15 protein-coding genes and 1 pseudogene are annotated in these 12924 nt (G+C 70.7%); 8 read left to right on the top strand and 8 right to left on the bottom strand.

What is annotated here, in order from left to right:
• The first annotated feature begins 271 nt into the window (after positions 1 to 271).
• The 3 genes from NDW01_RS28920 to NDW01_RS28910 are packed head-to-tail and all read left to right on the top strand — an operon-like array spanning position 272 to position 2549.
• Positions 272 to 1285: a zinc-dependent alcohol dehydrogenase family protein gene (locus tag NDW01_RS28920; RefSeq protein ID WP_252826882.1), complete on the top strand. Its 1014-nt coding sequence runs from the start codon at positions 272 to 274 to the stop codon at positions 1283 to 1285.
• Between the two features lie 25 nt (positions 1286 to 1310).
• Entirely contained in the window at positions 1311 to 1976 is a 666-nt protein-coding gene (locus tag NDW01_RS28915) for a class I SAM-dependent methyltransferase (RefSeq protein WP_252826878.1), read from the top strand.
• A gap of 42 nt (positions 1977 to 2018) precedes the next feature.
• On the top strand, positions 2019 to 2549 hold the full coding sequence (locus NDW01_RS28910; protein WP_305883823.1) for an alpha/beta fold hydrolase: 531 nt from the start codon (positions 2019 to 2021) through the stop codon (positions 2547 to 2549).
• Positions 2550 to 2562: 13 nt separating this feature from the next.
• Here the strand turns inward: NDW01_RS28910 and NDW01_RS28905 are convergent, their stop codons facing one another.
• On the bottom strand, positions 2563 to 3660 hold the full coding sequence (locus tag NDW01_RS28905; protein WP_252826875.1) for an NAD(P)/FAD-dependent oxidoreductase: 1098 nt from the start codon (positions 3658 to 3660) through the stop codon (positions 2563 to 2565).
• Between the two features lie 142 nt (positions 3661 to 3802).
• Here NDW01_RS28905 and NDW01_RS28900 point away from each other — a divergent pair, with 142 nt between their 5' ends.
• Positions 3803 to 4303, top strand: a complete 501-nt coding sequence (locus tag NDW01_RS28900) for a MarR family winged helix-turn-helix transcriptional regulator (protein WP_252826864.1) — start codon at positions 3803 to 3805, stop codon at positions 4301 to 4303.
• Positions 4304 to 4415: 112 nt separating this feature from the next.
• Here NDW01_RS28900 and NDW01_RS28895 read toward each other — a convergent pair whose 3' ends face one another.
• A complete protein-coding gene (locus NDW01_RS28895; protein WP_252826802.1) occupies positions 4416 to 4613 on the bottom strand; it encodes a hypothetical protein in 198 nt (65 codons plus the stop codon).
• 356 nt (positions 4614 to 4969) lie between these two features.
• On the opposite strand from NDW01_RS28895, the gene NDW01_RS28890 reads away from it, so the two are divergent.
• The gene (locus tag NDW01_RS28890) at positions 4970 to 5119 is read left to right on the top strand and encodes a hypothetical protein (protein WP_252826800.1); all 150 of its coding nucleotides are present in this window, start codon (positions 4970 to 4972) and stop codon (positions 5117 to 5119) included.
• 103 nt (positions 5120 to 5222) lie between these two features.
• A complete protein-coding gene (locus NDW01_RS43155) occupies positions 5223 to 5348 on the top strand; it encodes a hypothetical protein (RefSeq protein WP_256513288.1) in 126 nt (41 codons plus the stop codon).
• A 19-nt stretch (positions 5349 to 5367) separates the two neighbouring features.
• On the opposite strand, the gene NDW01_RS28885 is transcribed toward NDW01_RS43155, so the two are convergent.
• The 6 genes from NDW01_RS28885 to NDW01_RS28860 all read right to left on the bottom strand — a co-directional run bounded on the left by NDW01_RS28885 (position 5368) and on the right by NDW01_RS28860 (position 11014).
• Entirely contained in the window at positions 5368 to 6099 is a 732-nt protein-coding gene (locus NDW01_RS28885; protein WP_252826797.1) for a dienelactone hydrolase family protein, read from the bottom strand.
• 315 nt (positions 6100 to 6414) lie between these two features.
• Positions 6415 to 7617 (bottom strand): hypothetical protein, encoded by a 1203-nt coding sequence (locus NDW01_RS28880; protein ID WP_252826795.1) that lies wholly within the window; start codon positions 7615 to 7617, stop codon positions 6415 to 6417.
• Between the two features lie 290 nt (positions 7618 to 7907).
• A complete protein-coding gene (locus tag NDW01_RS28875) occupies positions 7908 to 9149 on the bottom strand; it encodes an RNA polymerase sigma factor (protein ID WP_252826792.1) in 1242 nt (413 codons plus the stop codon).
• Positions 9146 to 9469, bottom strand: a complete 324-nt coding sequence (locus NDW01_RS28870) for a YciI family protein (RefSeq protein ID WP_252826781.1) — start codon at positions 9467 to 9469, stop codon at positions 9146 to 9148. The genes NDW01_RS28875 and NDW01_RS28870 overlap by 4 nt, the downstream gene beginning before the upstream one ends.
• A gap of 53 nt (positions 9470 to 9522) precedes the next feature.
• Positions 9523 to 10146, bottom strand: coding sequence for a dihydrofolate reductase family protein (locus tag NDW01_RS28865; RefSeq protein WP_252826769.1), 624 nt, complete (start codon positions 10144 to 10146; stop codon positions 9523 to 9525).
• A 184-nt stretch (positions 10147 to 10330) separates the two neighbouring features.
• Positions 10331 to 11014: a TioE family transcriptional regulator gene (locus tag NDW01_RS28860; RefSeq protein ID WP_252826766.1), complete on the bottom strand. Its 684-nt coding sequence runs from the start codon at positions 11012 to 11014 to the stop codon at positions 10331 to 10333.
• Positions 11015 to 11104: 90 nt separating this feature from the next.
• On the opposite strand from NDW01_RS28860, the gene NDW01_RS28855 reads away from it, so the two are divergent.
• On the top strand, positions 11105 to 12280 hold the full coding sequence (locus NDW01_RS28855; RefSeq protein ID WP_252826764.1) for an erythromycin esterase family protein: 1176 nt from the start codon (positions 11105 to 11107) through the stop codon (positions 12278 to 12280).
• Between the two features lie 483 nt (positions 12281 to 12763).
• Positions 12764 to 12895 (top strand): annotated as a pseudogene (locus tag NDW01_RS28850) (recombinase family protein); the annotation flags it as partial.
• Positions 12896 to 12924 lie beyond the last annotated feature (29 nt).

Below are 12924 nucleotides of genomic sequence, written 5' to 3'. Positions count from 1 at the left end.
GGCGGGACCCGGCTCGGTCGTGCCCGCGTCCGCGCGGGAGGGGTGCCCTGCCAGTACACCTTCCGGCAGTGCCTTCTTCCTCTGCTGACCAGCGTCTTTGATGGGTAGTGGCCACTCAGAGGCCATGACCACTGCGAGCGGGACGTGGGCCCGCCGAGTCGGCGTCCGCGTGCGGCCGAGGCCGTACGCGGACCGCCGCCGGTGTGACGCGACACCGACCCCGGCATGTGATCGCAGTACGTCGACACACGAGTCCAAGGAAGTGAAGGCAATGCGTGGTGTGGTGATGCACGGTCCGGGTGACGTACGGGTGCAGGACCGCGAGAACCCAAGGATCATCGAGCCGACCGATGCGATCATCAAGGTGGCGGCGGCGTGTGTATGCGGGTCGGACCTGTGGCCCTACCGCGGCGTCGATGAGTTCCACGACCAGCCGATGGGCCATGAGTACGTCGGCGTGGTCGAGCAGATCGGCGACCAGGTCGAGGACATCACGATCGGTGACTTCGTGGTCGGGTCGTTCTTCGCCTCCGACAACACCTGCGAGATCTGCCGGGCCGGATATCAGTCCCGCTGTGTGCACGCCGAACTGGTCGGGGGTACCCAGGCGCAGAGGGCCCGCATCCCGCTGGCCGACGGGACCCTGGTCGCCACCCCCGGCATGCCCGACGCGGACCTGATCCCCTCGCTGCTGACCGCCTCCGATGTGCTGGGCACCGGCTGGTTCGCCGCCGTGGCGGCCGAGGCCGGGCCGGGCAAGACGGTGGCGGTCGTCGGCGACGGCGCGGTCGGCCTGCTGGGGGTGCTGGCCGCCCGGCAGCTGGGGGCCGAGCGGATCGTCATCTTCAGCCGGCACGCCGACCGGCAGAAGCTCGCCACCGAGTTCGGCGCCACCGACCTGATCATCGAACGCGGCGATGAGGGCGTGGCCAAGCTCAAGGAGCTGAACGGCGGACTGGGCGCGCACAGCGTGATCGAGGCGGTCGGCACCCAGGAGTCGATGATGCAGGCCATCCGCGCCACCCGCCCGGGCGGGCATGTGGGCTACGTCGGTGTCAGCCACGACGTCCGGCTCCCCGGCGAGGAGCTGTTCTTCTCCGGAGTGCACCTGCACGGCGGCCCCGCGCCCGTGCGCCGGTTCCTGCCCGAGCTGATCCGGCTGATCTGGGACCGCGAGATCAATCCGGGTCGGGTCTTCGACCTCGAACTCCCGCTGGAGGAGGCCGCCCAGGGCTACAAGGCCATGGACGAGCGCCGCGCCATCAAGACCCTCCTGCGCCCCTGACCCGGGCGGTCACCGGGGAGGAAGGATGACACCCACGATGGGGGGCGCGAGCGCCCGATGCCGGCATCCGCTGTTCGCTCGCTTCTACGCCCGCGTCTGCCCGCTGATGGACCGGGGCCTGGGCCCGCACCGTCACGCCCTGCTGGACGGCCTGTCCGGGCGGGTCGTCGAGATCGGTGCGGGCACCGGGTCCAACTTCGCCCACTATCCGCACCAGGTCGAGGCCGTGCTGGCCGTGGAACCCGAACCGTACCTACGGCGCCTGTCCGAGGCGACCGCCACCCGGACGCCCGTGCCGATCCAGGTCACCGGCGGATCCGCCGACCGGCTTCCGGCCGCCGACGCCTCCTGTGACGCGGCCGTGGCCTGCCTGGTGCTGTGCACCGTGCCCGCCCCGAACGCCGCCCTGGCCGAGATCCTCAGGGTGCTCCGGCCCGGCGGACGACTGCGGTTCCTCGAACACGTACAGGCCGATACTCCGGGCCGGCGGCACGTTCAACATGCCCTCGACGCCGTCCTGTGGCCGCGACTGAACGGCGGCTGCCACCTCGGACGCGACACCGCCGCCACGATCGAACGCGCCGGTTTGGTGATCGAACGACTCGACCGGCTCGGCCCTCGCGAGACCGGCATTCCCTTCCCTCTGGCCCCGCTGATCCTCGGCACCGCCGTCCGCCCGTCTCGGGGGTGATGGGGCCGGAACGGGACATCCCGCGGAGACCTCACCGCCATCATGACCGGCCCGATGGGCCACGACGCCAGGGACGCGTGGGTGCGCGCCATGTCCGGACGGTCACCCGACCCTGACGACCTTCCGCCTCCGGCGCCGGCGGTACTGGCGCACCTCGCCCGCCTCGCCGGGTCACCGCCCTCGGCACCCGAAGAGCGCATCGCGGCGGCCCTGGAGACGTGGCGGATACTGAACGGCGGCGTCCTCGCATTCGACGAGGACGCCGCGCGGCGCAACGTCGAGCTCTCCTACGAACGAGACCCCGACCAGGCCACCGCCGCCAACCATGACCTGGCCGCCAGGCGGATGACGGAGGACCGGCTCGTGCCCCTGTCCGGTATCACGGCACCGACGCTCGTCATCCACGGCACAGCGGACCCGCTCCGCCCACCGGCCCACGGCGAGGCCGTCGCCGCGAGGATCCCCGGGGCACGGCTGCGGACCACCCCCGGCATGGGGCACGGGTTCTTCTCTCCCGGGCTGCCTCACCGCATCGCCGAACTCATCCTCCAACACACCGGCGCCGCGGGCTGAGGCGATCGACCGGTCAGGCGCGGTCGAACCGGGAGGCGAACCGTGCGGTGAACAGGTCGGCGCCCTTGCGTTGGTAGACAGTCTCCGCCGTGGCCGCGGCGACGCCGTCTGGTGTCGGGAGCTGGCCGATGCCCGCCCGCGTTCCCAGCGGAAGCAGGATCCTTCGCTCGGGTGTCGGCGCGTGAACGGCGTCCGGCCGGTCGCCGGCCAGCTGCGCTCTGATGTTCTTCACCACGATGTCGGCATGTGTCATCGCGTAGGAGGCCATCTTGGGGTCGGGGAGAGCGGCGATGTCTCCGATCGCGTAGATGTGGTCGTAGCCCTGGACGTTCAGTCGCCCGGTGACCGGGACCGTCTTCCGCTCGGTCAGCGGCGAGAGGCATCCATCGGCCAGGTAGCCGGTGTTGATCTCGACCCCGAAGGCTTGGAACCAGATGTCCGCCACGATCTGCTCACCCTTGTGGGTGGTGACCGCGAAGCGGCCGGCCCGACCGGCCTCGACGGTCGGCAACGCGGTCAGACCGGCGCCCAGCCGCACATCGATGCCGAGCGCGTCCAGCTGGTGGCGTAGCCCGTCTCGCACCTCGGGAAGGAAGCCGGGGAGCAACTGATCGGTCCTGTCGAGGATGACCACATACTTGTCCGGCCAGACGTCCTTGATCTCCCCTGCGAGCTCCAGGCCGACCGGGCCGGCGCCGAGGATCAGCACGCGGTCGGTACCGGCCAGCTCCCCGTAGGTCTCGCGCAGATCGTCCAGTTGCTGGGCGATGCTCGTCGACGCGTGGTTCGGTTTGGCCGGATACGTGTAGCCGGAACCGGTGGCCAGGACCAGATAATCGGCCTCGACTCGCTCACCCGAAGCGAGGGTGACGCCCTTCGGGTCCACTGAGACGGCTCTGTCGCGGATCACCCGTCCTCGTTGGAGCAGCGTCGCGAACGGGAAGAACGCGTTGTGCGCCCAGTCCGGTCGCGTCAGTGCCCGCAGCGACGCGGCCGCATTGACGAAGGCCTCCCGGGGATCGATGAGCGTGACGTCCGCCTCGGAGTCCAGCTCCTTGGCGACCAGTGACCCCCCATACCCTCCGCCGATGACCGCCACTGTGTGATTCATTCCCGCTCCTCAGTGCATCGCCGTCATTGGGCAGGATGTGCGGCGCATGATGCCGAGAGGCCGCGCAGGACACGCCAGAAGTTGACGCGACAACTCTAGGCATGGCCAAGTTGTCGAGTCAACTTCGGGTTATGATCGTGGCATGGCGAAGCCCCGCACCCTGGAACCCGAGCAGTGGGAGCTTTGGAACAGCTGGATGCAGGCGCAGCGTCTCCTGGCCCGTGAGCTGGACCGTGATCTGCAGCGCGACTACGGCATCTCCAAGGCCGAGTTCAGCGTGCTCGTAACGCTTCACCGCGCGGCCGAGGGCCGGCTGCGCGTAAGCGAGCTCGCCGAGTCACTCGCCTGGGATAAAAGCCGCGTGGCGCACCAGCTGACGCGGATGGAGAACCGCGAACTCGTGGATCGGACCGAGGACCGGTCCGGCCGTCGGGTCGGGGTCGGGCTGACCGCCAAGGGCCGCAGCGCTGTGGAGAACGCCATCCTGGGGCACGCGGACAACATCCGGCGGTACTTCTTCGAGGCACTCACGCCCGATCAGGCCGCGGCCATTCACGTGTGGAGTCGGCGAGTCGTCGACCGCATCGAAGCGCGCTGCGGTGAGCGCGCCGATCAGCTGGACGCCAACCAGCCGATCATGTGACGGTCCGAACCAGGCGCGGCCGGGATAGACCATGCGGGCGGGTATCCGGTGCGCGGGCACCGACATGGTGAGATGTCTCAGGCGGCTCGCCTGGTGATGACTTGGTAGGCGATCAGGACGAGGACGGCTGCGACGGGGGGAAGAGTCCCGCTTCGATGAACTGGAAGGTCCGGTATCCGGATGCCGGCTGGTAGTGCACGACCAAGCGGTATCCGTCGGCGGACAGGCACTGTCGCACCCTGTCGGGGTCGTTCAAGACGCAGTCGGCCGGGATCGCCTGCTGGATGTTCCAGTCGTTTCCGCCGATCACGTGGCCGACGGCGTGATGGGTGGGATCGAGGACCTGTCCACCGAACTGCCAGGAGCCGCTGAGCAGCCCCCCGTGCAGGCGTGACAGCGGCAGGTTACGGCTCCGGCCGCGATGCCCAGCGCCACCGCGAACACTGCGTAGGCGACCGGGACCACGCCTTGCACGTCGAACTCGAACGGGTCGAACCGGTGGTGGTTGAGCGCGTTCTCGGTTCGCGACCACCAGGTCACCGAGGCGGCAACGACCGAGCCCCACACGGCGGCCGCCCACAGTGCCCCGCCGATCTTCGTCAGCAGCCATCGCCGGCGGGGTATCGATTGGGTCCAGCCGCCCCACGGCCTGCAACGTTGGCCGACATGATCCTTGAGCCCGGAATGTCCTTCGCCTTCGAACCAAGCTGCGGAATCGGCGACCACATGGTCACCATCGGCGGGACGGTTCTCGTCGGCGAGGACGAGCCGGTCGAGCTCAACCCGCTGACTGCAGAACTGCTGCGGGTCGCATAGCGCCTTTTCAGGAGTGGCGCTCCAGCATGGGGCGTTACGTGCGGCTGCTTCTCACCTGAACGCATCGGCCCGAGCGGAGGGCCCGACCGCGACGGTACCGCTGATGGCCGGTACTGCCGCGATCGGGGCGGTTGTGCATCTGCCGGCCACCGTCATCGGGGAGGGGCGGGACCTGTCCTCGATGAGCGGCGTCCTGATCGCCAACGCCCACCGTCTGCCGTCGGCCTGACGGCGGGGGTGGTCGGCGGTCAGCTCAGATGCCGGGTGAAGAACCGGATCGCGGCGTCCCCCTCGAACTGCGGGACGCCGGTGTGCCCGCCCATGTTGGCGTGGAGCGTCTTCTCCTTGGTGCCGAAGGCGTCGAACAGGTCCAGGGCCGCCTGCCGGTCGTTGCCTTCGTCGTCCCACTGCAGCAGGACATGCAGCGGAATGGTGACCTGCCGGGCCTCGTCGAACAGAGTGCGAGGCACGAAACTCCCGGCGAACAGAACGGCGGCCGAGATGCGCGGCTCGACCACCGCCAGCCGGACGCCGATGGCGATCACTCCTCCTGAGTACCCGACCGGCCCGCCGATCTCGGGCAGCGGAAGGAGGGCGTCGAGGGTGGCCTGCCATTCCGGGACCGCCGTGTCGACCAGCGGAAGGATGAGCCGGTCGACGATCTCCTCGTCGACCGGCTCGCCGGCCTGCAGCGCCCGGCGCAGGTCGGCGCGGGCCTGCTCGGCGGCGGCCGAGCGGGGCCGGTCCCCGCTTCCGGGGAGCTCGATCGTGGCAGCGGCGAAGCCGTACTCCGCCGAGTGCCGGGCCCGGGCCACCAGCCGGGGGCGCATCTTGTGCAGTCCGCCGGGGTGGCCGATCAGGATCAGCGGCGCCGGTTCGGATGCGGACACGGGTGTCCACAGGATGCCGGGGATCTCGCCGAGGGCGAATTCGCGTTCGAGGACGCCGTCGTCGAGGCGCCGCTCGGAGGTGAATCGCATGGTCGCGCCTTTCGGGAGTGCTCTGAACGGCGCTCCCGGACGACCTATCGTCCGACCGTGGCCCCAGAGGGGAGCACCCATGTCGATACTGCGTTCACGGGTACCACCTCCTCGTTCTCTCGCACGGCCTCCCGAAAGGTAGCAGTGGTCGCCGTGGTCCGCCAACGGGTTTTGCGAAGGCTCCGTGGTGGACCGGGCGTGCCCGGGGCTCCCGTTCACGACGCGGGCGATCGGGGCCCGCGGGTTCTCCCGGGTGATGTGGCCGCCCCGCACGAAGGCCACGTGCGCTCGGGGCGTAGCCGCTCGGTCCCGGTATCACTCCTCCGCGCCGGAATCGGTCTCCTCCCTACGAGGTGATCCCCCCTCTTGGGGACGGGCGGCGCGCAGCTCGGCGGTGATCGCCCGTTCGCGCTGGGTCTCTGCCTCGGCACGGGCGGCGGCGCGGTCGCGCTCCAGGTCACGGAGGCGGGCCTGCTCGACGCTCAACCGCAGTCGCGTCTGCTCGAGTTCGCCGCGCAGGCGCTCGGCGGAAGAGCGGGCTTCGGCGACTTCGGCACGGAGCCGTTCCGCGTCCGCGAGAGCCGCGTCCCGTACGGCCAGGGCGGCGGCACGCTCGGCGTCGGCGGCGGCCGCCCTGGTCTCGGCGCGCTCCCGGCCGGCCTCAGCGACCTCCGCCCGGGCGCGGGCGGCCGTCCGCTCACGGTCGGCCTGTACCGCGGCCGTCCGCGCCTCGGCGAGCTCGGCGCTTGCCTCCTCCAGCCGGGCGAGGGCCTGCTCGGTCTCGCGCTCGGCCCGCCGGGCGGCGGCCACGGCCTCCGCCTGCGCGCTCCGCGCGGCCTCGGCGTCCTGCCGGGCACGCTCGGCGTCGGCTCGGGCGCGTTCGACGTCCTCGGCGGCCGCGCGGCGGATGTCCTCGACCTCTTGCGCGGCCCGTCGTGCCGCTTCTTCGGCGGCGTCCTCGGCCTGACGCACCAGGTCGGCCGCCTCCGCCCGTGCGCGTTCGGCCTCGGTACGGGCCTGCCGGGCAGAGGTCTGCGCCTCGGCGCGGGCACGCTCGGCCTCCGCCGTCCGCTGGTCGGCGGCGTGGGCGCGGGCGTCGGCCTCCGCGGCCGCCTGCCCGGCCTGCTCGGCCGTTCGGGTCGCCTCCTCCCGGGCGGCCATGGCGGCGGCCACGCGGGCCTGGGCCTGCGCCCGCTCGGCGCTGATCCGGGCCTCGACCCCGCGGGGGGACAGCTCGGTCTCCAGCGCGGTCGCCAGGGGAGCGATGGCCGCGGCCAGGCCCTGCTCCATGCGGTCGTACAGATCTTCGGCGCGGGCCAGCGCCCCCTCCAGGCCGGGCACCGCACGGCGCAGTTCGCGGTCGCGTTTGGCGCGGGTCTGGCAGTCGGCGTCGGGGCAGTACGCACGCGGCCGGCCACGTCCACTCCGCTGGGGGACCGGCTTCCCGCAGTAGCGGCAAGGCCGCTCCGCGGGGGGCGCGTCGTTCGTAACGGAGTCTTCGGCGCTCGGAATCGTCACGCGCGCAGCCTACATTTTCTGTATTTCTGTTTCCAGTAAATAAGAAGGGTCAGAAAATCGTCCGCTCAACCCACGGGAATGATGATTCCCGCAAGTTACGGTCAGTCTTCGGGGTTCACCGCTCGTGGTCGACGTGCGTGGGGGACGCCCGGAGTGGCACCCCTGTCCTGCCTCGGGGAATCTGAGGCGGTCTCATCGCATCTGAGGCAGGCGGTGTCGTCGTCTCACTTCAGTCGGCGCATGCGGGGCGGCTGGATCGATGCGCTGCCGATGGAGAGGACCGGTGAGCGCTACCGCAGTTGGTCGCGGCGGCGGGTCAGGGAGGCGGTCTCGGCGGTGTTGCCGGCCAGCTCGATGGCTTTGTCGTAGGCCGCGCGCGATTCATGACCGCGGCCCAGCCGGCGCAGCAGGTCGGCGCGGGTGGCGTGGTAGGCGTGATAGTCGGCCAACCTGTGCTCAAGACGGTCGACGGCCGCCAGTGCCACCTCCGGACCGTCGAGTTCGGCGACCGCGATGGCCCGGTTGAGGGCGATGATCGGCGAGGGCTCGAGGCGGAGAAGCTGGTCGTAGAGGGCGAGGACCTGCGACCAGTCGGTGTCGCGTATGTCGCGGGCGGAGGTGTGCACGGCGTTGATCGCCGCGAGAATCTGGTAGCGGCCCGGAGCCGCCCCGGCGGCGGCAGCGGCGAGGCGCTCGCGCACCAGCCGATGCCCCTCGGTGATCAGCGCCGCGTCCCAGGCCCCACGGTCCTGCTCGTCGAGAGCGACCAGCTCGCCGCCGGCCGAGACCCGGGCGGGGCGGCGAGCCTCGATGAGGAGCATCAGCGCCAGCAGCCCGGCCACCTCACCGTCGTCCGGCAGGAGGGCACGGATCAGGCGAGTGAGCCGGATCGCCTCGGCGGTCAGGCCGGGACGTACCGGATCGGTGTCGGGGCCGGTGGCCAGGTAGCCCTCGTTGAACACCAGGTACAGGACGGCGAGTACGCCGGAGACACGCGCCGGCAGATCCTCGGCGGACGGCACCCGATAGGGGATGCGCGCGGCCTTGATCTTGGTCTTCGCGCGGGTGATCCGTTGCCCCAGGGCACTCTCGGCCACCAGGAAGGCACGGGCGATCTCGGGCACGGTCAGACCGCCGACCATGCGCAGTGTCAGCGCCAGGCGGGCTTCCATCGCCAGCGCCGGGTGACAGCAGGTGAAGATCAGCCGGAGCCGGTCGTCGTCGATGGCGCCGACAGGCTCGGGTGGGTCGGCGTCGTACACCATCTGAGCCTCCTTGTGCTTGTCGTCGCGCTTGTTCTCGCGCCGGAGCCGGTCGATGGCCTTGCGGCCCGCGGTGGTGGTCAGCCACGCGCCGGGGTTGGGCGGTACGCCGTCGGCCGGCCACCGCTCGACGGCGGCCGCGAACGCCTCGGCGGCCGCCTCCTCGGCGATGTCGAGGTCACCGAAGCGCCTGGTCAGGGCGGCGACGACCCGGGCCCACTCCTCGCGGTGGGCCCGGGTGACCGCCTCGCGGCCGTCGGCCCTGTTCACAGGAACGGCCGTACCTCGATCTTCCGATCGCAGACCTTCGACGCCTCGGCGGCGAGCTTGAGCGCCACATCCAGATCGGGGGCCTCCCACACCCAGACGCCGGCGAGGTACTCCTTCGACTCCGCGAAAGGCCCGTCGCTGAACACCGCCTGCTCGCCCCGGTTGTCGATGACCGTGGCCGTGGCGGTGTCCGCGAGTCCGCCCGCGAAGACCCAGTAGCCCTCGGCGATCAGTCGTTCGTTGAACGCGCTGATGGCAGGCTGCCTGTCCGTGCTGCCGGGACTGCTCTTGTCATCGATCACGGAAACCAGGTACCGCATCTGAAGATCATCTCCTGTGGTGCCAAGGCAACATGGTTCGGTGGTCAGGGGCTTCAAGCCGTTGGCGCATACTTCGGGCGCCCGGCCGGCCGGTAGACCTGGATGGTCACGCCCTTGGAGTCGACTCGCGACTCGACCAGGTCGAGCGCGAGATCCGGGCCCGCGTCGGGGAACAGCCGGGCGCCCTGGCCGACGACCACCGGGACGGTGATCAGAGTCATCTCGTCGACCAGATCGTTCTCCAGCAGCCACCGGGTCAGGATGCCACTGCCGTGCACCTGCAGTTCACCCCCCGGCTTGGCCTTCAGTTCTCGGACGGCGGCCGCGACGTCTCCGGACAGGACGGTCGTGCCCGACCACGCCGGATCGGTGAGCGTGCTCGACGCCACGTACTTGGGCCGTGTGTTCAACGCCTCCACGACGGACTCCCAGCCAGGGGCATCCCGGACCGTGAAGGTCCCCCATGAGCCGGCGAACAGCTCGTAGGTCCGCCGGCCGAACAGGAACGCATCGGCGCGCCGGTAGGTCTGGTCGATGAACGCGCGGGTCTCGTTGTCGCCCTTCCCCCGGGCCCATCCGCCGCGCTCGAATCCGTTCCTGCGGTCCTCGTCCGACGCGTGGCCGTTTCCCTGCATCACTCCATCGACGGTGACCTGAGTCATGGTCGTCAGCTTCATGGTCGCGGTTCCTTCACCTTGGCACCGCCCCTTGTGAGGGGCTCACCCCTGCTACGAACGCCACCGCCCCGATCCGACACCGCCTCCCGGATTTCTCTGAAGAACCTTCCGTCGAGGGCAACCTCGCCGGTGACGTGGCCGCCGCAAGGCGCACCGGGTATCGCCGCCCCTATCGCCGCCGGCCTCAGGATTCGCGGACGCGGAGGTAGGCGTCCAGGTCGGCGGCGCCCTTGAGCATGGCGCGGCCCCGGGCGGACAGGCGGGCCCGCCAGTCGCGCAGCGTCGACTCCAGCGGGGCGACGCCTCCGGCGGAGCGGACCTGAGCGATCAGCGGGGCGATCTGCTCGAGTAGGTAGCCGCCGCGTCTGAGCTGGTGGGCCAGGCGGACGTCCCGTACGTCGGCCGCGCTGTAGATCCGGTAGCCCGTCTGCGGATCACGGCGCGGCCGGACCAGCCCGGCGTCCTCCCATTTGCGCAGAGTCGCAGGGCGCAGGCCGAGTCGCTTGGCCAGAGGGCCGATGAACGTCTCGCCGCGTTCCTGCGGCACAGGGGCCAGATCGCGGAGCGCGGCTTCGACGGCCTGGAGGGTGCGGCGGTCGTCGAGGAGCTGGCCGTGGCTCTCGTCGACCAGCCGCAGCGCGTCCTCGGTGGCACCGCGGTTGACCGCCTGCATGATCGACGTGGCCGTCTGGTGACCGTGCCCGCGTACGAGGGCGAGGAACGCGCGCAGGGCCTGCGCGTGCAGGGGCGTGTAGGTGCGGTAGCCGTGGGCGGTGCGCTCGGCGGCGGGCAGGATGCCGGCGTCCTCGTAGTTCCTGATCGCCTGGGTGGACAGGCCGTGCTCACGCGCCAGGTCCACTGGCCTCATGGATGCACCACCGATTGAAGGTTCATGGCGTCTGACGCCGGATTTGGACGGGAAAGTTTACACCGAATGTTCAACGATACCGTTGAGGAAATGGACATCAAGAACACGGCCCGGCCGCTGGATGGCGCGGGCGTCTCGGCGTTCCTGCGGTCGCTTCCCGCCCAGCCCCTGCTGCTCGGCCTGGGCGAGGCCAGGCACTTCGTGGGGGAGCTGGGGGAGGTGCGCAACGAGATCTTCCGGCATCTGGTCGAGCACGAGGGCTACCGGTCGTTCGCCATCGAGAGCGACTGTCTCATGGGCCTCGTGGTGGACGACTACATCATGACGGGCGCCGGCACGCTCGACGACGTCATGGAACGCGGCTTCAGCCACGGCTTCGGCACCTCGCCGGCCAACCGCGACCTCGTGCGGTGGATGCGGGCGTACAACGAAGAGCATGACGAAAAGCTGCGGTTCTTCGGGTTCGACGGCCCGCTGGAGTATTGGGCGGCGAGCCCGCGCCAGGCGCTCACCGCCCTCTACTCCCTCCTCGACGGTCCGCTGCCGCGTACGGTGGTGACCAGGGAGACCCTCGACGCGCTGCTCGGCCCGGACGACCGGTGGTCCAACGAGGCCACGGCGATGGATCCGTCCCAGTCGATCGGCCGGTCCGCCGACGCGCAGCGGCTGCGGCTGATCACCGATGACCTGGTGGCACTGCTCGAAACGCAGGCGCCGCAGCTGAGCCCGGACGGCAGGGCGCGGGCGGCACTGTACGCGCGAACCGCCACCGGCCTGCTCCGCTACCACTACTGGATGGCCGACGCGTCCCCGGCGCGGTGGACCCGGCTGTCGGCCCTGCGGGCCGCGATGATGGCCGCCAACCTGCGTGCCGTCGCCGAGCACGGGCCGGCCCTGGTCTTCTCCTCCAACCTCCACCTGCAGCGGACCAGGAGCTGCATGCCGTTCGGTGACCAGCGGCTGGGGTGGTGGAGCGCAGGGGCGATCATCGGGACGCAGCTGGGCGACCGGTACGCCTTCCTGGCCTCGGCCCTCGGCACGGCCGGCGACGACACCCCGTCCCCGGACACCATTGAGGGCATCCTGTCCACGCTTCCGTGGGACCGAGCTCTCATCGACGCCCGCCGCCTGGCCGAGACCATCACGAGGCCCGCCCCCCGTGTCTCCCGCGACTTCGCCTATTTCCCGCTGGACCCGGCGCAACTCGACATGATCGACGGCATCGTCTTCCTCAAGCATGCGGTCAGGCTGCGCCCGCTGGGTTGACGGGCGCGTGGGGAGCCGGCGCCAGGGCGGCGTCGCCAGGCGACCGTGGAGTGTGGTGCGCGGCACCGTCCGGTGGCGGCGGAAGATCGAGGGCGACATCCCCGGCAACGGTGAACACCGGGTCAGACGTAGGCGTGTCCGGCAGCAACGGCCGGGTGCCGGCCAACCGCTTGGCGGAGCGCGGCCGACCGGAAGCCACCGGCTTCACCGCGCGACCGGGCCGCCAGTCGCCGTCTGGCGGCGACTGGTGCCGCGTGGGCCGCGGGGCTTGAGCAGCAACCGAACCGCCGGTCACGTTAAGGAGCCCCGGCGGGCTCGTCTTGTCGTGACTGGCCGTTCCGGCCCGAGACGTTGAGCTCGGCGAACGCGCCGCTGGTCGACAAGCAGGCCGGGCTGCCGCTGGCCCAGGCGTGGGGCGGCGGTCACTGGACACCTTCGCGCGCGGGAAGATCTTCCTGCGGAAGATCCGCCGCAACTGGGAGGATGTGGCCCGACCTGCTCACCTCGCTGTCCTACCTCCGCGACGGCGACCTGCTCACCGTCCACGAGGTCGACCGTCTGGGCCGAAACCTCCTCGAGGGGCTGATCGTCCTCAACGACCTGTTCCAGCACGGCGTCGCCGTCAAGGTGCTGGAGGGCATCGC

The organism is Actinoallomurus soli (assembly GCF_024055715.1).
In the GTDB taxonomy this organism is placed as follows: Bacteria; Actinomycetota; Actinomycetes; order Streptosporangiales; family Streptosporangiaceae; genus Actinoallomurus; species Actinoallomurus soli.
Note: the sequence above shows the minus strand (reverse complement) of the source record. Positions and strands in the feature narration are given on the sequence as shown.